Origin of the sequence: Chryseobacterium indologenes (assembly GCF_018362995.1) — a bacterium.
Taxonomy (GTDB): Bacteria; Bacteroidota; Bacteroidia; order Flavobacteriales; family Weeksellaceae; genus Chryseobacterium; species Chryseobacterium indologenes_G.
In genome coordinates this window covers 3,195,711-3,220,840 of record NZ_CP074372.1, presented here as the reverse complement: position 1 = coordinate 3,220,840, position 25,130 = coordinate 3,195,711, and the positions used below count along the sequence as shown (strand labels likewise).

The following is a 25,130-nucleotide window of genomic DNA, read 5'->3' as shown; positions in this document are numbered from 1 at the left end:
TATCTTTATGGGTTGTAAATGAAAAAAGACTTACAGAAATGTAAGTCTTTTTGCTCCTCCTGCTGGGCTCGAACCAGCGACCCTCTGATTAACAGTCAGATGCTCTAACCAACTGAGCTAAGGAGGAATTTCCTTTGTTTAAGGTGCTGCAAATATAATAGGAATATCCGTACCAAGCAAGTTTTATCGTGTATTCTGAATCGTTTTTAACTAAATGTATTGAATTTCAATAAGAAATATTTTCTGAATATTTCTATTGAAACCTAGAGGTCTTCAAATAAATGCCTAAAATAATGTTCCGGCGATTCCAGAAAATTCTTTGTCAGCTGATAATGCTCCGTTTCTTTATAATGAACTTTTTGAATTTTATCGTCAAGTAAATAAATTTCAGCAGCTGGATAGCTCATTAATATCGGTGAATGGCTTGAAATGATAAACTGAGCCTTTCCTGTTTGTTCTAATTTATGAATAATGGATAATAATGAAAGTTGTCTTTGTGGTGATAAAGCAGCTTCCGGTTCATCAAGAATATAAATGCCATGCTGGAAATGGTTATGAAATAATGATAAAAAAGCTTCACCGTGGGACTGCTGGTGTAAAGATTTTCCTCCATAGGCTTCCAGGACTCTTTGATCTTCTTGAGCCACTTCATCGATATAGGTGGCAAAATTGAAAAAACTTTCAGCCCTCATAAAAAAGCCCTGAGAAGTCTTATGATGCCAGGAAAGTGTAAGGTATTCTGACAGCGCAGATTCTGTTTTATGAAAGTCGTAATTGTGATTACGGTTTCCTCCGGCGACATTAAAATTGCATTTGTCTGCAATGGCTTCAAGCAGGGTAGATTTTCCAATTCCATTTTCGCCAACGAAAAAGGTAACATTACTTTTTAACCTTAAATCTAAACCGTTGCGTAAAAAAGGCAGGTTGAAAGGAAAGTCTTGAGGATGATTATCTTGTAAATAAATTTTGGATAAATAAGGCATTTTGCTTGATAGAATTATTAATCCTATCAAGCAAAATATGTGCAAAAATAAGAGCAATATTTTAATTCTTATTTCTTCAAATCTTTAAGGATTTCCTGCACGGCTCTTTCCAGCTGTGGATCGTTATTTTGAAGACGGTCCATAAAGGTGTTTTTAACATAAATATCTGGTTTCACACCTGTTTTTTCAAGGTTTTGTCCGTCTAAAGCATAAGTTCCCCATGAAGGAAGTCTGTAAGACGATCCATCTACCAGACCCTTGGCAGAAGTGAAAATGATCCAGCGATAGGTATCCTGGCCTATGATTTTACCCAGTTTCAGTGCTTTAAATCCTGCTGCAGTCATCTCGGCATCACTTAGTGAAGCTTCATTAATCAGAAGTACAATAGGTTTTCCGGAAGGAGCAAAGTTTGGCTGTGTCGTCATTTTTCCCTCACGATATTTCCATTGTAAATAAGGTTTCTGAGAAAGGAAATTTAATACCTTATCATGAACATTTCCACCTGTATTATAACGCAGATCAAGAATAACGGCATCCTTTCTGTTTTCCTGTTCTACCATATCCAGAAGGAAACGGTCCAGCTCATCCGTAGACATGTTTTTCATGCAGGAATAAGCAATACGGTTGTTGCTGAGCTTATCAACACGCTGGTGATTGTTGTAAATCCAGTCATCATAAAGCAGTCCTTTTAGTTCTCCGTTTGATATTGGGTGTACTTTAGTTGTTACATTTTTACCGTCACGGTTGAAAGTAAGAACAAGTTCATCCTGTTTTTTAGGGCTCGTAAAATAGGTCTCACGGTTTTCATTCGGGTCAATCTTTTTCCCGTTAACAGAAATCAACTGATCTCCCGGTTTGATATCAACTCCTGAACGGAAAGCCGGTGATTTTCTTACAATACTTTCCACTGTGTAAGGCTGGTCTTTTTTGAAGATAACCCCTGTTTCGTTGGTGAAATAATTCAGGAACATGGCTTCTTCTTTTCCGGTTGAAGAAAACCCGGTGTGAGAAGAGTTAAGCTCTCCTAAAAGGTCATTTAATAAAATCCGAAGATCATTTCTGTTATGTACATACGGCAGATATTTGGCATACTGCTCCTTTTTCGCTTTCCAATCAATACCGTGGAATTTTTCGTCATAGAAGTTTTCCTCCACACCTGTCCATGCCTCGGCATACATCTGGGTAAATTCAGAAGCCAGATCTTTGTCAAAACTATACTGAATACTTATTTTCTCAGGTTTTAAAGCCGCTACAGTGGTTTTATAAATGTTTCCTTCGATCAAAGCAAACAGGTTTTTCTCATTTTTAGTAAGATAATAAGCTGCTTTATCAAAAACTTTTTCGGATTTGGCAGGCTCAAAATCTGTGAATACTTTTTTGTACAACTGTCTCTTTCCATTATCCTGATTAGAGTTGAATAACAAGATCTCCTTTTTATCATCAGTGAAAACTGCAGGATCATCCTGATATCCATATCGGTCGGTAACCAGTTCGATTCTGTCCAGAGTATCTTCAGGGTTTACCTTCAGTTCTTTGATTACCGGTTCTTTTTCTTCCTTTTTCTCTTTGTCCTTGTCTTCTTCTTTCTTATCCTTCTTGTCTTTATCTTTATCCTTTGCTTTATCCGAAGATTTTTCTTCCTTTTTTTCTTCCGTGAAGAGATTGTCGAATTTTTCAGATTTAAAAGGTTCATCAAACCAGTCTAAAGCCATGCGGTAAATGTTAGACTTCTGCATGCCTAAAGGATAAGACGGATTGGTTCTGTCGCTGGCAAAATAAATATACCTGCCATTGGGTGACCATACAGGATCTTCCTCTGAAACACCAGTATTGGTGAGGTTAAGTGTCTGTCCTTTTTTGATATTATAAATGAAAATATCAAGCTCGAAATTTCTTTTTGCCGAGAATAATACATATTCGTTATTTGGCGAAAAAGAAGGTCTTGAGTTTTGGAAAGCCCAGATTTCGTCTTTTACGATCGTTGTAGATTTGAAGCTTTTTAAATCCAATAATCTTACTTCATCTCTTCCGCTTAAATAAACTGCTTTTGAAAGATCGCTGTTGAGTGTGATATTTCGGTTGTTGCGTAAATCTTCCGTTAACTGCTTTGGCTGTCCTTTTCCGTCTGCCTGAATCGTAAACCAGTTTTGGTATCCGTTGTAGGTCTGGCTGTAAAGCAGGGTGCGGTTGTCTTTCAGCCATTTTACTTCCATGGCGCGTTCTTTTCCGTCAGAAACCTGCTGTGCAAATTTTCCTTCAATATCAGATACAAATAAAACTCCACGGCTTATAAATGCCATTTTTTTACCATCCGGAGATACATCATAATAAGAAATGTTGTTTTCCACATTGAAATTCTGTTCTTTATCCAATGTTTTATTGGTGTTTAAACTGATATTGAGTGGAGTAGTGTTTTTTGATGCTATATCATAAGTATAAAGCTGATAATCTTTTTCAAAAATAACTTTAGAGCCGTCTGCTGAGACAAAAGGTTTTTTTATAGAAGTATCAAATTGCGTTAAAGCCGTTTTTTTACCATTTTCAAGCTTATAAAGATTGTATTCTCCATTATTTTCATCAGAAATAAAGTAAATAATACCGTTTTTATCTACGCTTGGGTTAAAATCTTTGCCTTCGTAATTCGTGTACTGTTTGAAAGTGTTGTTTTCGGGGTTATATCCTAAAATATCAGGATTGTTTTCCCCTTTGTAACGCTTACGCTGTACCTGCTGGGCGCTTTCTGAAGAGCTGGTGAAAAGATATTCTCCCGCAGGAGTTTCTACAAGTCCATTGGTATTGTTGAAATAATTGTTGAATAATTTTTGTGGAGTTTTTCCTTCAATTGTAGTTTTAAAACTGCCGAAATTATTATTTCTGCTTGAGGTAAAATAAATGGTTTTGCTGTCCCATGCCCAGCTTTCCATTTCGTCTCTTCCGGTGTGGAAGGTTAGCTGCTTGATTGTTCCTCCTCCCGCAGGCATTACATACACGTCATAATTTCCATATTGGTTAGAACTGAATGCAAGCCATTTTCCATCCGGTGAAAGTCGGGGATTGATTTCTTCTCCGTCCAATGCGGTAATTCTTGAAGCGTTCCCTCCATTGGAGTCTGCTTTCCAGATGTCACCGTCATAAGCGAAATACGCTGTTTTTCCATCAGGGCTCAATGAAGGACTTGATAAAAAATAAGACTTTTCCTGTGCCGAAATCCCTATAATAGAAAATGCTGCTAATAACGAAATAATAGTTTTCTTCATGGTATAATGGGTATTGATACAATACTATAATATTGGTTTTTTTTACTCTTTTGTCTTGGTAGAGGAGTATCCGTTTGCTGAGAATTCTAGCGCTTTGAATAACTCTAAAAAAGAATAGTCGAATGATTACGGAAATCGTTACATGAAAAATAGCTAAAAAAGGTGGATAATATTCAGTGAAGCAGATCGATACTTGATAAAAGTTAATATAAGTTACCGATATCTGTCTTTTACAATCGTTCGGATTAAAGCACAAAAAAAGACTCACATTTCTGTAAGTCTTTTTGCTCCTCCTGCTGGGCTCGAACCAGCGACCCTCTGATTAACAGTCAGATGCTCTAACCAACTGAGCTAAGGAGGAATGTCCTTTGTTTTAAGTGGTGCAAATATAGGACGAATATTTATACCCTACAAATATTTTTAAGAAAAATTTTAAAAAAATTATAATTTCCCTGTAAATACCTTGAAGATATCGCTTCCAAAGATCAGTAACATCAATCCTAACAGGAAGATAACCCCAATCATCTGCGCGTTTTCCAAAACTTTCTGAGGAACTGGTTTCCCTACAATAATTTCATATAAAGTAAATAAAACGTGTCCGCCATCAAGCCCCGGAATAGGAATAAGATTAAGGAATGCCAACCATATGGAGAACATTGCTGTAAAGCTCCAGAAAGCAACCCAGTTGATTTTAAAGCTACCGTCTGCATCTTTATCTACAGGCATATTTTTTACAATCGCAATAGGACCTCCTACATTTTTATAACCCTGAACTTTAGAATTGAACATGATTTTGAACTGCTTAACCTGAGTTGTTAATGCTTCAATAGTTCTTGTGAATCCTCTTGGAATAGCTTCTCCAAAAGAGTATTTTTTATTCGTTACGATTGCTTTTGCGATGCTTTTTGTATCAATTGCTACACCCAGTTTTCCGTTTTTATCAACAGAAACGGCTGGTAAAGTCTGTAAAGCTCCATTTCTTTCAACATCTACAGTAATCGTTTTACCTTTATTTTCACTTAAAAGAGTGCTTACTTCATCAAAGAATGCTACTTTTTTACCGTTGATTCCTACAATTTTATCTCCTTTTGCAAGACCTGATGCCTGAGAAGAAGGAGTTGCCAATGAATCAATCACCATAGAAACTCTTGGAGTGATATACAATTTTGCTTCTCTCTGTTTAAGAACATCTGCAACACCGTCAGCATTTACCGGGAAAGTAACTTCCTGCCCGTTTCTGTTTACAGTAACATGATCTCCTAAAAGAATATTGATTGAAGTGTTTTCAAGTCTTTCTGCAGGTTTTCCGTCTACGCTGATGATTTTGTCACCATTCTGGAATCCCATTTTCTTTCCGGCTGAAGTAGCTTCAATACCATTTTGGAATTTCGTGATATCCGTATAGGTTTCTCCGTTGAAGAAAGACAGGCAACTGTAGATTAGCCATGCAAGGAAAAAGTTAACCGTAACTCCTCCCAACATAATGATTAGTCTCTGCCAGGCCGGTTTTGATCTGAATTCCCATGGTTCTGCCGGTTTTTTCATCTGGGCAGTATCCATACTTTCATCCACCATTCCGGCAATTTTCACATACCCTCCGAAAGGAAGCCAACCGATCCCGTATTTGGTTTGTTCAGGATGTTTTCTCCAGTCGTTATCCGGAAGTTTTGATATATCGATAGGAACTTCTTCCTTCTTTCCGTTTACCTCTATTACTTCAGAATCCGGCAGGTTCTTTGATAAAAACTTATACTGCCATTTTCCGTTGATTTTCTTCATGGAGAATATGGAGAAGTAAGGATCAAAGAACAGGAAAAACTTTTCTGCTCTGGTCTTAAACCATATTGCGGGTAAAAAATGCCCAAGCTCATGAAGAAGCACAAGTATAGAGATGCTCAGAATGAACTGAAAAAGTTTGATTGCTATTTCCATTAATAAATTTTAGATTTTAATTTGCAAAGGTAACAATTATCAAAACTATGCCAAATAAAAAAGCTCCCCGAAACGAGAAGCTTTGTCATATTTAAAGACGATATGATTATAAATTGAAAGAAACACCCAGACTGCCATTATTACCTACTTCTGCAAATACCCCTATTTTCTCTGTGAAGAAATAACGGGCTCCAATGTGAGCGCCAACTCCGAAGTCTCTTCCAAGAACTCCAAGGTCTACACCAGGATAGATGTCCCATTTTGAAGGCAGGTTCAGTGCTTCCTGTAAGTGGAAATTAAGTCTTCCGAAAACAAAAACACGGTTATCCTTATCGTTGTTTTTGTAATTGTCAAAATAGCCATTAATCCCGGCTCCTACTGAAATAAGCTTGTTGAGCCCATAGTCATAAGTTCCCGTTACTCCGGTTCCATATCCCCAGGCACTCAGCCCCAGTTGTATTTTCTGATCTCCCTTTCCTGTCCAGGCCTGAGCATTAGCCATAGCCCCAAAAAAGAAGATCGTCACCATAAAAAACAATTTCTTCATAAATTTTAAATTTTTAAGGATAGTAATAAAAAATATCTCTATCAAAAATGAAACCGAAAGAATGACAGTATTGTAAAAAGACGAGACTTTAATAAATTATTAAGAAATATAACTCCGTTTTTGTGGATAAAACTATTTTTTCAACGGTTTAATTCTCCTTTTGTAATCATAAAAGCTGTATTTTTATACATCAGATTTGTAATAATTTAAAAAGAATAAAAGATGAAAGTTGTAGGGCTTAATTTAGATATCATCTGGAAAAATAAAGCTGAGAATTTTAAACTCATAGAAAAAGAACTTCAAAATGTGGAAGCGGATCTGTTTCTTCTTCCTGAAATGTTTTCAACAGGTTTCTGTATGGACGCTTCTGAAGTTTCGGACCGAAATAATGAATCACTGGAATTTTTGAAAAAGCTTTCAAAAGATAAAAATGCTGCCTTCTGTGGAAGTGCTCCCGTAGGACAAAACGGAAACTTTTACAACAGAATGTATTTTGTAAAGCCGGATGGTGAACCCTCTTTTTATGATAAAAGGCACTTATTTTCCTTTTCGGGAGAAGATAAAGTGTATACACCCGGAAAGGAGAGAGTAATTGTTGAATATCAGGGAATACGATTTCTGCTTCAGGTATGCTATGACCTGCGTTTTCCTGTTTTTGCCAGAAACAATGATGACTATGATGCTATTTTATATGTTGCCAACTGGCCGGAGAAAAGAGTAGGAGCTTGGGAACATTTGTTAAAAGCCCGGGCAATTGAGAATTTGTCTTTTGTTTTTGGTTTAAACAGAATAGGAACCGATGGGAATGACCTTTTTTATCAGGAAAGTTCTCACTGTTTCTTTGGTGACGGAAAAGAAATTTCTGAAAAACAAGGGAATCTTGTATCCGCAGAATTAAATATGGATGAATTGAAAGATTTTAGAAAACATTTCCAGTTTTTGAATGACCGGGATAGTTTCTCCATTCAATTGTAATAAAAAATAAAGGCTGAAATTCATTTGAAGTTCAGCCTTTATTTTGCTATTTATCTAAACATATTGTTGGAGAAGATGGGTTAATGTATTCACATCATGCACTCCACTTTCTTTCCATAGCATTTCTCCTTTTTTGAAGATCGCCAGAGTAGGAACTCCACGAACTCCATACTGAGCTGCTAATGCAGGATATTGATCTACATCTACCTTTATAATTCTGGCTCCTTCGCCAATATTTTCTTTTACGGTATTTAATACCGAAGACTGTACTTTACAGGGTTGGCACCATGTTGCGAAAAAATCAATAAGTACCGGCCTTTCGGAATCAATGATTTCCTGAAATTTTTGTGACATAGTTTTGGTTTTATTAGTTTGTTTTTAAGAAAAGTTCCAAAAACTTAATTTTCATATCTTACGACGTTTTGGATTGGCATACAAAATCTGTAGTCGGGAATTTTTCGGTCTTTTTTATACCGTTAAAACCTCCTTCTATTTCAGTGAAGTTTCTGATTCCGTGTGAGTTAAGGATGCTTGCTGCAATCATGCTTCTATATCCGCCTGCACAGTGAAGGAAAAAGTGTTCTGAATCATCAATCGTGCGAGCCCAATCACTGATTGCATCTAATGGCTTGTTGTACGCATTATCAATATGTTCTGCAGAATATTCAGTCAGTTTTCTTACATCAATTACTTTTGCATCTTCTGTAAACTGCTCAGCAAATTCAGCTGGAGTGATTCTTTTGATCTCATCGGTTTCCTTACCTGCATTTTTCCAGGCTTCAAAACTTCCTTTCAGATATCCTACTACATTATCAAAACCAACTCTGCTTAGTCTTGTAATTACTTCTTCTTCAGTCCCTTCATCTGTTACCAGTAATAAAGGGTGCTTTACATCCACGATAAGGTTTCCTACCCATGGGGCAAAATCACCTTTCAATCCTATGTTGATAGAGTTTGGGACAAATCCTTTATGGAAGTCCGCCGCTCCTCTTGTGTCTAAAATTAATGCTCCGGTTTCTTCAGCCAATGCTTCAAAATCTTCCGGTGCTACAGGCTGTAATCCTTTGTTCATTACAACGTCCAGACTTTCATATCCGCTTTTGTTTAATGCGACATTCATTCCGAAATACTTCGGTGGTGCTGTTAAACCGTCAAGAACCTCTCTGATAAAAGATGCTTTGTCTGGTTGATTAAGCGCATAATTCGTTTTCTTTTGGTTTCCCAGAATATCCACTGTTTCCTTCTGCATATTTTTTCCACAGGCAGAACCTGCGCCATGAGCAGGATAAACAGTGATGCTGTCATCCAATGGCATGATTTTGTTCTGAAGACTGTCGTACAGAATTCCTGCAAGGTCTTCCTGGGTAAGATTAGTGGCCTTCTGGGCAAGGTCCGGTCTTCCGACATCACCTAAAAACAGGGTGTCACCCGTGAAAATTGCCTTTTCAACACCATTTTCATCGATTAAAAGATAAGTGCTGCTTTCCATCGTGTGTCCCGGCGTATGCATTACCTTTATTTTTACCTTTCCGATTTCAAAAATCTGGTTGTCTTCAGCAATAATTGCTTCAAATTCAGGAGCAGCAGTAGGTCCGTATACAATAGGAGCACCTGTTTTTTTGCTTAGATCCAAATGTCCGGATACAAAATCAGCGTGGAAGTGAGTTTCAAAAATATATTTTAAAGTGACATTGTCTTTTTCCAGACGGTCAAGATAAGGTTTTACTTCTCTTAGTGGATCTATAATGACAGCTTCATTCTCTGATACAATATAATAGGCACCCTGAGCCAGACAGCCCGTATATATTTGTTCAATTTTCATTGGGTCTTTTTTTAATGAGTTAAAGATACAAAGTATTAGATAAATTCTAAATGAAATGTTAAATCCCATTGATAGTTTCTTTCAATACTTTGTTAAACGAATGTTTAATCTGGTGTGTTTTTCAGCAAAAAGAATGCCTTACAACTTGTGAATTTGCAAATGCTGTTTTTTATCATGTCTTCTGAGAATCATCTATTGTTAACAGATTAATACATATGGTTTGAAATTTGTTTATGCAGATGCAAATTTTATTTTTCGAAGAAATAAAGATAAGTTCATTGGAAAATATCTTTAAATATTCTCCAAAAATTTTATATTTATAAGTTAAAAAAGCGATCAGATGGCAGACAAAACACAATTTATTGAAGAACTCAACGCTAGATACACTCCAAAAGGAGAACATATTATATTAGGAAAAGGAATGCTGGATGGAGAAGTTGTTACAGAAGTAAATGTAACCATTCCCTTGAAAACAATTAACCGTCATGGTCTGATTGCCGGAGCCACGGGTACTGGTAAAACAAAGACATTGCAGGTGTTTGCAGAGCAGCTTTCCCATGCGGGAATTCCTTCTTTGGTTCTTGATATTAAAGGAGATTTCTCCGGGATTGCAGAAGCAGGCCAGATGAATCCTATCATTGAAGAAAGATATGCTAAAACACAGCTTCCTTATAATCCACAGGGTTTTCCCGTAGAACTGATGAGTATTTCCGGTGGTGAAGGTGTAAAATTGAGAGCTACCGTTACGGAATTTGGACCCGTTTTGCTAAGTAAAATCCTTGAACTTAATGATACTCAGCAAAGCATTATGTCTATTGTCTTCAAATACTGTGATGATAAAGGCCTTCCCTTGATTGACCTTAATGATTTGAAGAAAGTCCTGCAATATGTGACGGATAATGCACAAGGAAAAGCTGAGCTTGCAGCAAATTACGGATCTATTGCGCCAGCATCTTTAGGAACAATTTTAAGATCTATCGTTGCTTTAGAACAGCAGGGAGCAGCAGGCTTCTTTGGTGAATTAAGCTTTGATGTTCAGGATTTACTGGAAACAAGAGATGGAAAAGGAGTAGTCAATATTTTAAGAGTATCTGACATTCAGAATAAACCACAGCTTTTCTCAACCTTTATGCTTTCACTTTTTGCTGAAATTTATATGACATTTCCGGAAGAAGGAGATAGCGGTAAACCAAAGCTTGTATTATTCATAGATGAGGCACACCTGATTTTTGACGAAGCTTCCAAAGCACTTCTTTCACAGATTGAAACGATGGTAAAGCTAATTCGTTCCAAAGGGGTTGGGATCTATTTCATTACCCAGATTCCGGGAGATGTTCCTGAAAATGTGCTTTCTCAATTAGGATTAAAAATCCAGCATGCATTGAGAGGTTTTACAGCAAAAGATAAAAAAGAAATTTCCAAAGCTGTTGAAAACTATCCTACTACAGAATACTATAATGCTTCCAGCCTGATCCAGAACTTAGGAATTGGGGAAGCATTTGTTACCGCTCTGGATGAAAAAGGAATACCTACTCCATTAGTACATACTTATCTGATCTCTCCGGAATCAAGAATGGATGTTCTGAGTGAAGCGGAAATCTCTGATCTGACAGGTAAATCAGCAATGGTTGCAAAATACGAGCAGGCTATTGACAGAGAATCCGCTTACGAAATGCTGACCAACAGAATGGAGCAGGCGGCACAAAATCCCACTCCTGCACAAAAAACAAGACCTGTGAAAGAAGAGCCGGGAATGTTTGAACAGGTGTTACAGAGTAAAGCCGGCCGTACTTTTACCAATACATTAATGAGAGAAGGAGCAAAAGCTATTCTCGGAATGTTTGGTTTGGGAGGCAGAAGAAGATAATTTTGAAAGATAACCTGCTATATTTTGATATATTTTTTGTTATTTTAGCAGGTTATCTTTACATAACAGTAAAAATAGAACCGGATTTTATCGGGGAATAAAGCACGGTTTTAATATCAATGACAAAACAGCAGTTAACACACATTCAATGTATTCAATTATAGATATAGAAAGTAATGGTGCAGGTTATAGAAATGAATGCATTATCGATATCGCCATCTACAGATATGATGGTCAGAAAATTACGGACCAGTTTATATCCCTTGTAAACCCTGAAAGTGATATTACTCCTTTTGTACAGAAACTGACCAGTATTACCCCAAAAATGGTCAAAACCGCTCCGAAATTTCATGAAATTGCCAAAAGAGTTATAGAAATAACTCAAAATACAACATTGGTAGGTCATAATATTGATTTTGATTACAGAATGCTTCGCCAGTCCTTCAAAAGGCTTGGTTATGATTTTAAAATCAATACTTTAGATACTATTCCTTTAGCGAAAAAACTGATTCCCGATGAGGTAAGTTACTCGCTGGGGAAGCTGGTGAAATCACTGGGGATTCCTTTGACCAATCATCACAGGGCTGAAGGTGATGCAAGAGCTACGCTGGAACTTTTTAAACTCCTGGTTTCAAAAGATACTGAAAACGAAATCATTCAGAAACAGCACGATGAATCTAATGCAAAAACCTATATCAATAAGATCAAAGAGCTTACTCAGGATCTTCCTAATGATAAAGGCTTTGTCTATTTTCAGGATGAAGCAGGCCGTATTATTTTCTCGGATTATGTTCAGGATATCAACAAGTTTTCCAAAAAGGTTTTCAATTCCAAATCGAAGAAATGGGAGAATATTCAAAAAGAGGTTGAGCAGATTAATTTTGAACTTACAGGAACAGATATTATTGCAAAGCTGATTTTGAATTCAAAGAATATTAAAAAGAAAGAAGTACTGCCTTTCGGGCTTTATTTCAGGAATAATAAATATGTTGTTGAAAAAAACACGCTCAATAAAACAGAAAAACCGGGCTTGAAATTCAGATCATTTACCCAGGGAACAAAAGCGGTTCAATTTATTGGTTTGCAGGAGGAGTTTAATGATTATACGGCGTTGAAGCAGAAAATTGAATTCAGAAAAAGAAATGAACTGTGGCTGGGGCCGGGAAGAAAATTGGGTGAAAAATTATTTTTAATCATCGAAAACGGAAAAGTGATTTCATTTGGTTTTTATGAACTGTTCACGCAGATTCAGACTCTCAGTAAGCTGGCTAAATTAAAAATTGATCTTCCGTTATCTTCTGCAGATTTGAATAATGAATTGCAGCTGGCACTGCTTCGAGGCGACTTTGAGACGCTGCCGTTGCCAAAATAACAGAGAAATTTAAGCGTTATCCATTTTATCGGAAGAAGTTACGTTTCAAATCAATTTTCGTAAAATAAAAAATAAATAGTATTTTTGCAAAAAATAAATAGTAGCAATGCAAAATTTTAAACAAATAAAAACTGGAAAAAAGGGAGCTGTAAAGTTCTCTAAGGTTTGGAATATTTAAAAGAGTTGTCTTGCATAAAAAATAATCAATGTGGCAGACTCTTTTTTCGAAGGATCTGCCTTTTTTTATGTTAAAATGAAATTATGAATTCAAAAGAATTACTAAAGATTGCCAATGAGTTTGGTACACCGGTGTATGTTTATGATGCGGAGTCCATCAAAGTTCAATACGAAAAACTTACATCTTCTTTTTTAAAACATACAAAGTTCTTCTATGCAGCGAAGGCATTGACGAATATCAATATCCTTAAGTATGTCAAGAACCTGGGTGCTTCTTTGGATTGTGTATCTATTAATGAAGTTAAACTTGGATTAAAAGCAGGATTCTCAAAAGAGAAAATATTGTTTACTCCAAATTGTGTTGACTTGGCTGAAATAGAGGAAGCAATGACTTTTGGTGTTCATATAAACATTGATAACATTTCTATTCTTGAGCAATTCGGGAACAAGTATGGAAATACCTATCCTATTTTAGTAAGAATCAACCCGCATATTTTTGCCGGAGGGAATTATAAAATTTCAACAGGGCATATCGATAGTAAATTCGGGATTTCCATTCACCAGGTTCGTCACATCGAAAGAGTGATGAAAAGTACAAACCTGAATGTGGAAGGACTTCATATGCACACAGGAAGTGAGATCAAAGATCCGGATGTATTTTTACAGGCTTTGGAAATCATGTTAGAGCTTTCCGAGCATTTCCCGAACCTGAAATATCTGGATATGGGAAGTGGTTTCAAAATCCCTTATCAGGATAGTGAGGAAGAAACTGATGTAAGAACATTAGGAAAAAAAGTAGAAAAAGTAATTTCTGAATTTTCAAAATCTACAGGAAAAAAATTCGAGTTATGGTTTGAACCAGGGAAATTCTTAGTTGGGAAAAGCGGATATTTATTGGTAAAAGCTAATGTGATCAAGCAGACAACGGCTACTGTTTTTGTGGGAGTGAATTCCGGATTCAATCACCTTATCCGTCCAATGTTCTATGATTCTTACCACATGATTGAAAACTTATCCAATCCAAAAGGAGCAGAAAGAATTTATACCGTAGTAGGAAACATTTGTGAAACAGATACTTTCGCTTGGGACAGAAAACTGAACGAAGTAAGAGAAGGAGATATTCTTGCCTTCCATAATGCAGGAGCTTATGGTTTTGAAATGAGTTCCAACTTCAACTCAAGATTAAAACCTGCAGAAGTGTTATTCCTGGACGGGAAAGCCCACCTGATCCGTAAAAGAGATGAGTTTGAAGACTTACTGAGAAATCAGATCGAAGTTGTGATGTAAACTCAGACGATAATATATGAACAGCCGCCTTTTTGGGTGGCTGTTTTTGTTTTGAGATTAATACGTTAGGTTATTATTGATGGACTAAGCCTCATGAATTTCTAAAACGTATGGGCTTAAATAGTCAAAAACTCAAAATTAAATTACAAATTTTTAACATTGAAGCCGGGTGAAAGTTCCAATTTTATTAGCTAAATTTGATAGACATAGGAAGATTTTTCTTTCTGTCAAATACTATTTTCATCAAAAAATAACTACCAAAACAAATAATTATGGCAAAAAATATTGCAGAGCAGATTGTTGAAATGCTCGAAAATGCCAATGTGAAAAGAATTTATGCAGTGACGGGTGACAGTCTCAACCATCTGAATATTGCCGTCAAAAAAAGCAGCATCCAATGGATCCATGTAAGACACGAGGAAGTAGGAGCTTATGCAGCTGCTGCAGAGGCCGAATTAGATGGCTTGGCAGTATGTGCAGGAAGTTGCGGCCCGGGACACGTTCACCTTATCAATGGAGTATATGAAGCACACAGATCCCATGTTCCTATGCTGGTGATTGCCTCTACGATTCCCAGTGATGAAATGGGAATGGATTACTTTCAGGAAACCAATACAATAAAACTCTTTGATGATTGCAGTTACTATAACCAGATGATTACACGTCCAGAACAGGTGCAGAGAACTGTTCAGACTGCTATTCAACATGCAATTTCGAAAAAAGGAGTTGCAGTAATAGGTCTTCCGGGAGATGTTTCCGAACTGGATGCAGAAGAAGGATCTACTTCTACCCAAGTTTTTAAAACCAATCCTGTTATAAGACCCTCTGATGATGAATTGAAGAAACTGGCAACATTAGTGAATGGAAGCAAAAAAGTAACATTATACTGCGGAGTCGGAGCGGGTGAAGCGAGTGCAGAAGTTATAGAGCTGTCTAAACTTTTAAAAGCACCTGTAGGATATTCATTCCGGGGAAAAATGGCCATTCAGCCTAATAATCCTAATGAAGTGGGACTGACCGGGCTGCTGGGATTTCCTTCAGCATATCATGCAATGCACGAAGCAGATCTGGTTCTTCTTTTAGGAACCGATTTTCCGTATCAGAAATTCATGCCGGTAAAAAATAAAATTGTACAGATAGATGAAAGTCCGGAAAGATTGGGAAGAAGGGCAAAGCTGGAATTAGGCCTTGCAGGAGACATCAAAGAAACGATAAAAGCATTGCTCCCTTTATTGGAAGAAAAAACAGATGTTCACTTTCTGAATGAGCAGCTGGCGTTTTATGATAAAGTAAAAGAAAGTCAGTTGGAATATGTAAAAGATTTTGGAAAAGAAAATGCCATTCAGCCGGAATATGTGGCCCATACTTTAGATAAGCTTGCCAAAAAAGATGCTATTTTTACTGTTGATACCGGAATGTGCTGTGTTTGGGGAGCCCGGTTTATTACAGGAACAGGAGAAAGGAAAATGCTTGGGTCTTTTAATCATGGATCAATGGCCAATGCAATGCCAATGGCAATCGGAGCTGCTTTAGCCCATCCTGAAAAAGAGGTTATTGCCATGTGTGGGGATGGAGGATTATCTATGCTGTTAGGAGATATGGCGACTATTTTTCAGTATAAATTACCGATAAAACTGATCGTTTTCAACAACAGAACGCTGGGAATGGTAAAGCTTGAAATGGAAGTCGGCGGAATGCCCGATAATGAAACAGATATGATCAATCCCGACTTTGCTATGGTAGCCCATGCAATGGGATATCCCGGTAAGAATGTACATCTTCCCGAAGAAGTGGAAAGCGCGATCAAAGAATGCTTAGATCACAACGGACCTTATCTTCTGAATATTTTTACCAATCCCAATGCACTGGCTCTTCCTCCTAAAATTGAATTTGATCAGATCATGGGAATGACCAAATCTATGGCTCAACTGATGCTTGGCGGTAAAATGGATGAGGTTTTTGAAACAGTAAAGACCAATTATAAACACATCAAAGGCCTGCTGTAAGAAGAAATAAATAATTGGAAAGTTCTCTGAAATTCAGAATTTATATGTGAAACTTCATGCTTTGCGTGAAGTTTTTCTTTTTTATAAATGTGCTAAATATTTACCTTTGCTTATTATTAGTAAACAATTATGAGAACAGTACTTTTATTTTTGGCTTTGTGTGCAGTGAATTTTTCATTTGCACAAGATCAGGAAGAACGGGATGATTCCTTCATAAGAGATAGTAATAAAACCCTTTTAAAAATAGATATTAAAGAACCTTTTATGCAGGTTGCTGTGAAATGTAATGATTTTAAACCGGCAGCTTATGAAGGTGGAGTTGCGGCTTACAAAGATATCCTGAATAAGTATATGTATGCTTATCTGAATTCGGATTTCTATGCGCTGACAGGAGACTTTATATTTACTTTGGTGCTTGATGACAAAGGAAAAGTTGTAGATATAAAAGGAATGCCTAAAGTACAGAACAGCGAAGTTTTTTTTGATGACATGCAGTATGTCGTAAGAAGAATAAAGAAAAACTGGACGCCGGCGTCTTGCAGCGGGCAGCCTGTAGCTTCACAGATTAAAGTTAAAATGAACTTCTCTTCAATGTCAGCAGATATTGATTAAATAATTTAAACACAATAATGAAAAAGACTTTTATTATATTTTTTCTGGCTTTTGTATCTCTTTATAAGGCGCAGATACTTGATGAATATCCGGAGAAACAAACCTTTTATGAAGGAGGAATGGTTAATTTTTACAAAGATGTTCATGAATTTCTTATTAATAGTAAATTGAAGGAATGTGATGATAAAGAAATTTATCAACCTAGAATTATCATCACCGAAAAATCTGAAGTTAAATTTATTAAAGATCAGGATACGGCTAATATTGCAAGGAACAAATGTGCATATGATCTTTCCAGAGAAATTCTTAAAAATCTTAAAAAATGGAAGCCGGCTGAAGCAAAAGGCTGGAAAATTGGAGCTATTACTGAGTTTATTTTATATCCAAAAGATGTAATGAGCAATTATCAGCCTGGTTATGATGCCAATAAATTTGTAGCGCATACCAAATACCCTGAAGGATCTAAAGTTTTTCATACCTTATTTCATGATAATTTTATGACGATTTTTTCAGATTATCAGCTTAATGGGAAAGTAAATCTGGAGTTCTATATCAGTAAAGACGGATATATTACTAATCCCAGAATTTATCCTGAAGTTGATAATAAAAATTTCAATATTGATTTTATGCGGACTCTTGCAAGGATGAAAAAAATCTGGATACCAGCTTTCTATAAAGATATTCCTATTGTTGAGAGGATTTCATTTCCGGTACAGTTTTCAATAACATTTACTGAAAGATAATCCTGACATTCTGTCACAATATTTTGTATCTTTGCAAACTTATTTGTTCGTAATTTAAAATTGCGAACCTTAAATTGATTATCGTGCAGGAAAAATATATAGACGAAACAAAACAGGGCGAAGCTTTTGCTATTGCAGAAAGACCGGAGAACTCTAAAAAACTGTTTTTAGAAAGCTATGGCTGTCAGATGAACTTCTCTGACTCTGAAATTGTTGCATCCATTCTCAATGAACAGGGTTATAATACAACAATGAAAGTTGAAGAAGCTGACCTGATTCTTTTAAATACATGTTCCATCCGGGAAAAAGCAGAACAGACCGTGAGAATGCGTCTTTCTCAATTCAAAAACCTGAAAAAAGAAAAACCGAATATGACGGTGGGAGTTTTAGGTTGTATGGCGGAAAGATTAAAAACCAAATTTTTAGAAGAAGAACAGCTAGTTGACCTTGTTGTAGGTCCTGATGCCTATAGAGATTTACCTAATCTTTTAAAAGAAACTGACGATGGAAGAGATGCAATTAACGTGATCCTTTCCAAAGAAGAAACCTATGCAGATATCAATCCTGTTCGTTTAGGAGGAAACGGTGTTACCGCTTTTGTTACCATTACCAGAGGTTGTGATAACATGTGTACATTCTGTGTGGTTCCTTTTACCAGAGGAAGAGAAAGAAGCCGTGACCCACACTCTATCATAGATGAGTGTAAAGATCTTGCCAACAACGGATATAAAGAAATTACCCTTTTAGGACAGAACGTAGACTCTTACCTTTGGTACGGAGGAGGGCCTAAAAAAGATTTTGCCAAAGCTTCTGAAATGCAGAAGGCAACTGCTGTAAATTTTGCTCAATTGCTTGATTTGGTGGCTAAAGCTGTTCCGGAATTAAGAATAAGATTCTCCACTTCAAATCCGCAGGATATGAGCCTGGATGTATTTAAAATGATGGCAAAACACGATAACATCTGTAAATATGTACACCTTCCTGTACAAAGCGGAAGCAATAATATGCTTGAAGCGATGAACAGACAGCATACCCGTGAAGAATACCTTGATCTGATTAAAAAAGCAAAAGAAATTGTTCCGGAAGTAGCTTTTTCTCAGGATATGATCGTTGGATTCTGTAATGAATCAGAAGAAGACCACCAGGATACCTTAAGCCTGATGAGAGAAGTGGAATATGACTACGGGTATATGTTTGCTTACTCGGAAAGACCGGGAACTCCGGCTCACAAGAAAATGGAAGACAATATTCCTGCCGATGTGAAGCAGAGACGTCTTGCTGAGGTTATTGCCCTTCAGGGCGAGCTTTCAAAACAAAGAATGAAATCTTATGTAGGAAGAATGCATCAGATTCTGATTGAAGGAATTTCCAAAAAGAATAAAAACCAATGGAAAGGAAGAAACTCTCAGAATGCCGTATGTGTCTTTGATCAGCTTGAAGGACAGAAAATAGGTGACATTGTGAACGTTTTTGTCTATGACAATACACAAGGCACGCTTTTAGGGAGAACAGCGGAATAACAGTAAGTTGTGATCAAAGCAGTCTATCTTTTTGCAATGCTTTCGTTTGCTCTGGTATCCTGCCAGACAGAAAAGACAGCAAAAAAGTATCCGAATACTGTAGGTGATATTGAATTTGATGAAAAGCTTGATGATGCTGATTTTAAGAAATGTGGTTCAGAAAAATGGGGACATTTCAGCTTTCAATACTATCAAGGTTCAAAGGAATTTAGCTACACGGGAGAGAAGATTGCGATCGTAGAAAAACTTAAAAAAGAAAATATATATTCTGAAAAGAAGATCAGCGGTTATATTACCGTAAGATTTTTAGTAAATTGTGAAGGAAAGACAGGATTGTTCAGATTGCAGCATATGAGCCCGGATCTGGAAGAAACTGTACTTGATGAAGAATTGGAAAATAAGCTGTTGCAGTTTACAAAGTCACTCGATGGCTGGATGCCGAAAGAGATAAAAGGTTTAAAAGTAGATTATTATCAGTATTTAACCTATAAAATTGAAAATGGAAAAGTTTCAGAGGTATTACCTTAGCTTTTTGTTGCTTATCGTTTACACCAATACTATTGCACAGGTCAACTGTAATGCAGTAGAGGGTGAGAACTGCAAAAAAGCGTGTGAGTTATACAACTGGGCTTCAGATTTACAAGGTTTCGCAGAATCTCAGGAAGGCTTTGATAAAGCTATCGAGCTGTGTCCTGATTTCTCCCTTGCTTATATGGAAAAAGCAGTTCCATATCTTAAGAACGGAGATTTCGTAACCTGGAAAATTTTAATTGATAAAGCCGTTGCTTTAGATCCTCAAATGAACCTTGGATACAGAGGCTGGACCAAGTTTCAGTTTCTAAGAGATTATAAAGGGGCTATTCAGGATTTAGACCAACTAAAAAAATATTATCCCGGAGACCTAGGAAGATCTCAAAACGGGGACTATAATCTGGATGTAGTAAGAGCTATGTCCTACAGCGCGTTAGGACAGAAAGAAAAAGCGGCAGGGATTATAGAAAGGCTTCTGGCTACCAGAGGTTATGTGAAGGGAATGTTTGATCATTATCAATTGGGAGTCACTTACTTCGAGCTGGAAAGGTATGACAAAGCCCTGGAAAATTTTGAAAAACAAAGCAAAGAATACAACTTTGCCGAGAATATATACTTTAAAAGTAAAGTTTCTAAGATCAGAAACAAAGATTATTTAGATTTAAAAATGTTAGCCCTGCAAACGTATGATGAGGGAAAGACCATGAAAGATGTCTACACTCATCACTTTAACAAAGTCTACAGAAAAGAGATTGAAGAACTGTAGAAGATTAACATTAAATCAATAATCAAAAATTTACTTATGAGCAACGAGTTACAAAACATAAAAAACCGTTTCGGAATTATCGGAAACTTTCCGGCACTCAACCGCGCACTGGAAAAATCTATTCAGGTAGCCCCTACAGATATTTCTGTACTGGTAATAGGGGAAAGTGGGGTTGGAAAAGAATTTATTCCGAAAATTATCCATTCAGAATCCAAAAGAAAACATCAGCCTTATATCGTAGTAAACTGTGGAGCAATTCCGGAAGGAACCATAGATTCTGAGCTGTTCGGGCACGAAAAAGGGGCTTTTACAGGAGCTACAGCTACAAGAAAAGGGTACTTTGAAGTAGCAGACGGTGGAACCATCTTTTTGGATGAGGTGGGAGAGCTTCCGCTGCAGACCCAGGTTCGTCTTCTAAGAGTACTGGAAAGTGGTGAATTTATGAAAGTAGGTTCTTCACAGGTACAAAAGACCAACGTAAGAATTGTAGCGGCTACCAACGTTAATATGATGAAAGCGATCCATGACGGAAGATTCCGTGAGGATTTATATTACCGTCTGAATACCGTTCAGATCGATATGCCACCTTTGAGAGAAAGAAAAGGGGACATTCATTTGCTGTTCAGAAAGTTTGCAATAGACTTTGCTGAAAAATACAGAATGCCGGAATTGGAACTGGAGCAAAGCGCTGTTCATTACATAGAAAGTTATTCTTTTCCGGGTAACGTCCGCCAGTTAAGAAACCTGGTAGAACAGATGACCGTTGTGGAAAGGAATAGGAATATCACTGCTGAGAAACTGGCCGAGTATATTCCGATGGAAACACACCTTCCAATGGTCGTGAACAGTCAGAATACTCCTAAGCAGAACGATTTTGGAAGCGAAAGGGAAATCATGTATAAAATTCTGTTCGATATGAGGAATGATATTAATGATTTAAAATCCTTAACTTCGGAATTGATTAAGAACAGGGGAACAGCAGATCTAAGTAACCATGAGAAAAACCTGATCAACAGGATTTATACCCCTGAGACTCAACCTCAGGTAAATCCGGGGTCTTTAGTCTATTTTGACAATCATAATGATGCGCCGGTAGTTCAGAATCCTACGATTATCTCAACTCCGGATGACAGCTATGAAGATATTGAAGATATCGAAATTGAAGAAAACAGACCAGAATCTCTTTCGCTTCAGAATAATGAAAAGGATTTGATTATCAAGGCGTTGGAGAAGCATAAGGGACGTAGGAACAGAGCTGCAGATGAATTGGGAATCTCACAAAGAACTTTATACAGAAAAATAAAACAATATAACCTGGAAGATTAGCACAATAATGAAAGTAAATTTAACACCTAAGCCGATCAATTTTAAACTCGGAGAATATATTAATAAAGGTTTTGAACTTTTAAAGAAAGATTTTGGGAATATATTTATAGCATGTTTAGTATGCTTAATCATGTCTATTATTCCATTTTGTGGATTGCTTGCAATGGGTAATTTATTCAAATACCTTCAAAGGCTGAATAGAAATCAGCCGGCAAGTCCAGGAGATATCTTTGATTTTAAAGATTTCATGCCTTATTTTATGTTACAGTTAATTATTTTCGGAGCTGTTTTATTACTTTACACTCCTTTAATTATTATCATGGGACTATCTGGTGCACTATCAGAAGGTCATCAGCCTAATCCAATGATAATGTTTTTAATGTTCCCTTATATTTTTCTGATGTTCGTTGCGATATATTACTTTGTATTAAAAGGGTTTTATATCATTCCATTAATTAGCCTTAAAGGAATCTCAGAAATAAAAGAAGCATGGAATATTTCAAAAATAATGAGCAAAGGAAATCTGTTGTCAATTTTTCTTTTCTCGTTAGTGGTGAGTATCTTAGCTCAGATTGGTATTGTTGCCTGCGGGATTGGTCTTTTCCTTACAATACCATTTTTATACACCGCAAAATATTTTGCTTATGAAGATGCTATGCAACAAATTGAGTATGATGAAATTACTGAAATTGGAATTAAAAATGAATTTTAACATTAAAAATATCAGTCTGAAACAGTCAATACTTACCGTAATGCTTTTTGCATTGCTGGGTGTTTTAAACTCATGTTACAGCTTTACGGGATCATCTCTTACGGATGAAAAAACGGTGCAGATCAATGAATTTCCGAATAATGCCCCCCTTGTAAACCCTGCATTATCCCAACAGTTTTCTACCGCAATACAAAACAGATTCCTTCAGCGAACAACACTGAAAGGAACCAAAGAAAACCCTGATATCCTGATAGAAGGAGAGATTACGGACTATTCCATTACTCCTACTACCATCAGCTCCAATACCCAGACCAACCCTTCTGGCGGAGTGATTCAGCAGGCACAGAATAAACTTACGATTACCGTAAAGGTACATTATGAAAACAAAATTCATCCGGATGCAAGTTTCGACAGAACCTATTCCGATGAAGCCGCTTTCAACAGTGATGTATCACTAAGTCAAATCGAAGACCAGCAGGTAAAGCTGGTAACAGATAGAATTATTAATAAGATATTTAACGACATTGTAGCGAATTGGTAAGATGAATCCGAGAGTTTTAGAATTAATAAAAGATCCGAAAAATATTCAGTCCGAAGACCTTGGTCTTTTGAAAGAAGAGATTCATACTTTTCCTTATATTCAAAATATCAGGGCGCTTCATCTGTATGGAGTTCATCTGTACGAAAAGGAAAACTATCAGAAAGAGCTTTCCACCACGGCAGCTTATACAACTGATAAGAAGATTTTGTATCAGCTGATCAACGGAAAGATCAAACAGGAACCCAAACCGGAAATTGTTGAAGAGAAAAAATCTTCCAAAGCAATTGAAAAACCAACTCAGTTAGCCCCGAAAAAGTCTTTTCCTATCAAAAGAGAAGAAGGCGTTTCTGGGCAAAAACCGACAGAAGAGCATGATACCGCATGCGTTTTACCTACACAGGAGGTTAAGCACATTTATGTAAATGGTGAACGAAACAGAATTTTATTCGAAGGGGAAGAAAATTTCCTTGATGAGCAAAATTCTGAAACAATAGATATTGAGTCTACTCTGGAATCAGGAGTTCTGGTCACTCAAAAGACTGAACCTGTAGTGGAAGAGTCTGTTAAGCAGGAAGAAAAACAAGCTGAAGCAGGAGAGAACTTTACATCGGAAACCATCGTTCACGAAGATCAGATTTCATCAGAAAAAGAAGAAGAAAAGATTGACGAGGAAGAAAATATCAGTTTTCATGAGGTAGCTCCTATAGTACCGGAAGAAAATGTTGAAGAAATTGTAGAAGAGCCTGTAAAGACAGAATCAACAGCTAATGAAACTGGAATTGTTTCTGAAGAAGAACCTTCTCAACAAGAAATACAAGCTGAAATAGAAGAGAATGCTGGAGAAAATTTTACACCAGAAACCATTATCGACGAAGATCAGATTTCTGCTGCAAAAGAAGAAGTAAATGATACGGAAGAAACATCTTCAGTGGAATTATCCGATGCTGAAGTAAGCTTCCATGGAACAGAATCATTTATGCCGGATGTTAAAATCCAGGCCAACAACGAAGAAATTTCTGAAACAGCTGAAGTTTCCCAGCCTCATGTAAATAAGCATGAAGAGGAAATGAGACGTCTGATTGAAGAAGTGGAGAAAAAGATGAAGGAGGCTAAACCTGTTGTTCAAGAAGAAAAGACAGAGCCTGAAGTTGCTGAAGATCATGAGATTAGCTTCGCTGAAACTCAGAATTTCCATTTCTGGTCAACAAGTGAGGAGAAACCTTCGGAAATCAAAGAAGAGCCTGTAAAAGAAGAAGTTGTTGAAGATCAATTACCTACTGAAGAAGAGGTGAAGGTTGAAGCAGCGGAAGAAAAGGAAGAAGCTCCTGAAGTTCAGTCTACATGGAAGCCTATGAGTGTGGAATCCATCTTGCCTGATTCATTAATCAGTAAATCAACAGAAGCGGCAACTCCTGAAATAAAAGCCCCGGTAGCAGAGATAATTCCTGCAGAAAAACCGGAACCGGTAGTTGAAGCTGAAGCTCCATCTGAAATGATTGAGAGCATTACAGAAATTGTTCAGGAAGATACTGTTCCGGCAATTGAGAAAACTTCAGAAGCTGCTGAAGACCATTCTGCCCCAATTGAAACAACCGAAGAAAATACTGATAAAGCTGTTGAAAAAGAAGAAGTTCCCGTGATGAATGTTTCTTTCTTTGGAACCGATATTTCTACCCTTAAGGTTGAAGATAAGCAGAAGGAAAGTAAAGAAGAACCTGTAGAGCAAATACAGGAAGTAACTATTAAGAATACAACACAGCCGCAATTAGACAGCAATGTTCCCGGTTTTATCAATACCTGGCAAAGCTGGCTTAAGATCGACAGAACTGAAGAAGTCGTAAAGGAAAAATCTGAAATCAAAGAAAAGGCTATTGAAACCTTCATTGAAAATAATCCTAGAATCAGTCAGCTAAAAGAAGAAAGCTCCTATGTTGTTAAAGAAAAGAATGATGATATCTCACATTTGATGACAGAGACACTGGCGAATCTTTATTTTGAACAGAAACTATACACAAAGGCGATAAAAGCGTTTGAAATATTAATTAAAAAGAGTCCTGAGAAAAAAGAATATTTTGAATCTAAAATTCAGGATATTAAGGACTTCAGAAGTAAAAATTAAAATAAAAAAGGTACTGCTTTAAACAGTACCTTTTT

20 protein-coding genes and 2 tRNA genes are annotated in these 25,130 nt (G+C 36.8%); 14 read left to right on the top strand and 8 right to left on the bottom strand.

Annotation, left to right across the window (positions count from 1 at the left end):
• Positions 1 to 53 precede the first annotated feature (53 nt).
• The 6 genes from DYR29_RS14510 to DYR29_RS14485 all read right to left on the bottom strand — a co-directional run bounded on the left by DYR29_RS14510 (position 54) and on the right by DYR29_RS14485 (position 6,719).
• Positions 54 to 127 (bottom strand) — tRNA-Asn (locus DYR29_RS14510).
• Between the two features lie 136 nt (positions 128 to 263).
• Positions 264 to 983, bottom strand: coding sequence for an AAA family ATPase (locus DYR29_RS14505; RefSeq protein WP_047424542.1), 720 nt, complete (start codon positions 981 to 983; stop codon positions 264 to 266).
• A gap of 68 nt (positions 984 to 1,051) precedes the next feature.
• The gene (locus DYR29_RS14500) at positions 1,052 to 4,240 is read right to left on the bottom strand and encodes a S41 family peptidase (RefSeq protein ID WP_213277429.1); all 3,189 of its coding nucleotides are present in this window, start codon (positions 4,238 to 4,240) and stop codon (positions 1,052 to 1,054) included.
• Between the two features lie 287 nt (positions 4,241 to 4,527).
• Positions 4,528 to 4,601 (bottom strand) — tRNA-Asn (locus tag DYR29_RS14495).
• Positions 4,602 to 4,681: 80 nt separating this feature from the next.
• Complete coding sequence (gene rseP, locus DYR29_RS14490) at positions 4,682 to 6,172, bottom strand: RIP metalloprotease RseP (RefSeq protein ID WP_213277428.1); 1,491 nt, start codon at positions 6,170 to 6,172, stop codon at positions 4,682 to 4,684.
• A gap of 106 nt (positions 6,173 to 6,278) precedes the next feature.
• A complete protein-coding gene (locus tag DYR29_RS14485; RefSeq protein WP_047381880.1) occupies positions 6,279 to 6,719 on the bottom strand; it encodes a DUF6646 family protein in 441 nt (146 codons plus the stop codon).
• A gap of 222 nt (positions 6,720 to 6,941) precedes the next feature.
• Between DYR29_RS14485 and DYR29_RS14480 the strand changes: the two genes are divergently transcribed.
• The gene (locus DYR29_RS14480) at positions 6,942 to 7,694 is read left to right on the top strand and encodes a nitrilase-related carbon-nitrogen hydrolase (RefSeq protein ID WP_213277427.1); all 753 of its coding nucleotides are present in this window, start codon (positions 6,942 to 6,944) and stop codon (positions 7,692 to 7,694) included.
• Between the two features lie 54 nt (positions 7,695 to 7,748).
• Here DYR29_RS14480 and DYR29_RS14475 read toward each other — a convergent pair whose 3' ends face one another.
• Positions 7,749 to 8,048, bottom strand: coding sequence for a thioredoxin family protein (locus DYR29_RS14475; protein WP_213277426.1), 300 nt, complete (start codon positions 8,046 to 8,048; stop codon positions 7,749 to 7,751).
• Positions 8,049 to 8,106: 58 nt separating this feature from the next.
• Positions 8,107 to 9,516 (bottom strand): MBL fold metallo-hydrolase, encoded by a 1,410-nt coding sequence (locus tag DYR29_RS14470; protein ID WP_213277425.1) that lies wholly within the window; start codon positions 9,514 to 9,516, stop codon positions 8,107 to 8,109.
• Between the two features lie 340 nt (positions 9,517 to 9,856).
• Here DYR29_RS14470 and DYR29_RS14465 point away from each other — a divergent pair, with 340 nt between their 5' ends.
• From DYR29_RS14465 to DYR29_RS14405, 13 genes are all read left to right on the top strand, one after another.
• Positions 9,857 to 11,383, top strand: a complete 1,527-nt coding sequence (locus tag DYR29_RS14465; RefSeq protein ID WP_213277424.1) for a helicase HerA-like domain-containing protein — start codon at positions 9,857 to 9,859, stop codon at positions 11,381 to 11,383.
• 148 nt (positions 11,384 to 11,531) lie between these two features.
• Positions 11,532 to 12,755, top strand: coding sequence for a 3'-5' exonuclease (locus DYR29_RS14460; RefSeq protein WP_213277423.1), 1,224 nt, complete (start codon positions 11,532 to 11,534; stop codon positions 12,753 to 12,755).
• A 261-nt stretch (positions 12,756 to 13,016) separates the two neighbouring features.
• Positions 13,017 to 14,219 (top strand): diaminopimelate decarboxylase, encoded by a 1,203-nt coding sequence (gene lysA / locus DYR29_RS14455; RefSeq protein WP_174774481.1) that lies wholly within the window; start codon positions 13,017 to 13,019, stop codon positions 14,217 to 14,219.
• A 272-nt stretch (positions 14,220 to 14,491) separates the two neighbouring features.
• Positions 14,492 to 16,225: a thiamine pyrophosphate-dependent enzyme gene (locus tag DYR29_RS14450; protein WP_213277422.1), complete on the top strand. Its 1,734-nt coding sequence runs from the start codon at positions 14,492 to 14,494 to the stop codon at positions 16,223 to 16,225.
• Positions 16,226 to 16,354: 129 nt separating this feature from the next.
• Positions 16,355 to 16,837 (top strand): hypothetical protein, encoded by a 483-nt coding sequence (locus tag DYR29_RS14445; RefSeq protein ID WP_249413506.1) that lies wholly within the window; start codon positions 16,355 to 16,357, stop codon positions 16,835 to 16,837.
• A gap of 17 nt (positions 16,838 to 16,854) precedes the next feature.
• The gene (locus DYR29_RS14440) at positions 16,855 to 17,580 is read left to right on the top strand and encodes an energy transducer TonB (RefSeq protein WP_213277421.1); all 726 of its coding nucleotides are present in this window, start codon (positions 16,855 to 16,857) and stop codon (positions 17,578 to 17,580) included.
• 83 nt (positions 17,581 to 17,663) lie between these two features.
• The gene (gene miaB, locus DYR29_RS14435) at positions 17,664 to 19,100 is read left to right on the top strand and encodes a tRNA (N6-isopentenyl adenosine(37)-C2)-methylthiotransferase MiaB (protein ID WP_213277420.1); all 1,437 of its coding nucleotides are present in this window, start codon (positions 17,664 to 17,666) and stop codon (positions 19,098 to 19,100) included.
• A 9-nt stretch (positions 19,101 to 19,109) separates the two neighbouring features.
• A complete protein-coding gene (locus DYR29_RS14430; RefSeq protein ID WP_213277419.1) occupies positions 19,110 to 19,628 on the top strand; it encodes a hypothetical protein in 519 nt (172 codons plus the stop codon).
• Complete coding sequence (locus DYR29_RS14425) at positions 19,600 to 20,397, top strand: tetratricopeptide repeat protein (protein WP_213277418.1); 798 nt, start codon at positions 19,600 to 19,602, stop codon at positions 20,395 to 20,397. The genes DYR29_RS14430 and DYR29_RS14425 overlap by 29 nt, the downstream gene beginning before the upstream one ends.
• 36 nt (positions 20,398 to 20,433) lie before the next feature.
• Positions 20,434 to 21,723, top strand: coding sequence for a sigma-54 interaction domain-containing protein (locus tag DYR29_RS14420; RefSeq protein WP_213277417.1), 1,290 nt, complete (start codon positions 20,434 to 20,436; stop codon positions 21,721 to 21,723).
• Positions 21,724 to 21,730: 7 nt separating this feature from the next.
• Positions 21,731 to 22,435, top strand: coding sequence for a hypothetical protein (locus DYR29_RS14415; RefSeq protein WP_213277416.1), 705 nt, complete (start codon positions 21,731 to 21,733; stop codon positions 22,433 to 22,435).
• Positions 22,425 to 22,976 (top strand): LptE family protein, encoded by a 552-nt coding sequence (locus DYR29_RS14410; RefSeq protein WP_213277415.1) that lies wholly within the window; start codon positions 22,425 to 22,427, stop codon positions 22,974 to 22,976. Before DYR29_RS14415 ends, DYR29_RS14410 begins: the two co-directional genes overlap by 11 nt.
• Before the next feature lies 1 nt (position 22,977).
• Positions 22,978 to 25,095 (top strand): hypothetical protein, encoded by a 2,118-nt coding sequence (locus DYR29_RS14405; protein WP_213277414.1) that lies wholly within the window; start codon positions 22,978 to 22,980, stop codon positions 25,093 to 25,095.
• Positions 25,096 to 25,130: the final 35 nt, after the last annotated feature.

Bases quoted from the DNA above. Each gene is read 5' to 3' on its own strand.
- DYR29_RS14505 (WP_047424542.1), bottom strand. From the start codon at position 983: ATGCCTTATTTATCCAAAATTTATTTACAAGATAATCATCCTCAAGAC.
- DYR29_RS14410 (WP_213277415.1), top strand. From the start codon at position 22,425: ATGAATTTTAACATTAAAAATATCAGTCTGAAACAGTCAATACTTACC.
- DYR29_RS14415 (WP_213277416.1), top strand. From the start codon at position 21,731: ATGAAAGTAAATTTAACACCTAAGCCGATCAATTTTAAACTCGGAGAA.
- lysA (WP_174774481.1), top strand. From the start codon at position 13,017: ATGAATTCAAAAGAATTACTAAAGATTGCCAATGAGTTTGGTACACCG.
- DYR29_RS14500 (WP_213277429.1), bottom strand. From the start codon at position 4,240: ATGAAGAAAACTATTATTTCGTTATTAGCAGCATTTTCTATTATAGGG.
- DYR29_RS14470 (WP_213277425.1), bottom strand. From the start codon at position 9,516: ATGAAAATTGAACAAATATATACGGGCTGTCTGGCTCAGGGTGCCTAT.
- DYR29_RS14425 (WP_213277418.1), top strand. From the start codon at position 19,600: ATGGAAAAGTTTCAGAGGTATTACCTTAGCTTTTTGTTGCTTATCGTT.
- DYR29_RS14485 (WP_047381880.1), bottom strand. From the start codon at position 6,719: ATGAAGAAATTGTTTTTTATGGTGACGATCTTCTTTTTTGGGGCTATG.
- rseP (WP_213277428.1), bottom strand. From the start codon at position 6,172: ATGGAAATAGCAATCAAACTTTTTCAGTTCATTCTGAGCATCTCTATA.
- DYR29_RS14405 (WP_213277414.1), top strand. From the start codon at position 22,978: ATGAATCCGAGAGTTTTAGAATTAATAAAAGATCCGAAAAATATTCAG.
- DYR29_RS14420 (WP_213277417.1), top strand. From the start codon at position 20,434: ATGAGCAACGAGTTACAAAACATAAAAAACCGTTTCGGAATTATCGGA.
- DYR29_RS14480 (WP_213277427.1), top strand. From the start codon at position 6,942: ATGAAAGTTGTAGGGCTTAATTTAGATATCATCTGGAAAAATAAAGCT.
- DYR29_RS14465 (WP_213277424.1), top strand. From the start codon at position 9,857: ATGGCAGACAAAACACAATTTATTGAAGAACTCAACGCTAGATACACT.
- DYR29_RS14460 (WP_213277423.1), top strand. From the start codon at position 11,532: ATGTATTCAATTATAGATATAGAAAGTAATGGTGCAGGTTATAGAAAT.
- DYR29_RS14440 (WP_213277421.1), top strand. From the start codon at position 16,855: ATGAAAAAGACTTTTATTATATTTTTTCTGGCTTTTGTATCTCTTTAT.
- DYR29_RS14445 (WP_249413506.1), top strand. From the start codon at position 16,355: ATGAGAACAGTACTTTTATTTTTGGCTTTGTGTGCAGTGAATTTTTCA.
- DYR29_RS14475 (WP_213277426.1), bottom strand. From the start codon at position 8,048: ATGTCACAAAAATTTCAGGAAATCATTGATTCCGAAAGGCCGGTACTT.
- DYR29_RS14450 (WP_213277422.1), top strand. From the start codon at position 14,492: ATGGCAAAAAATATTGCAGAGCAGATTGTTGAAATGCTCGAAAATGCC.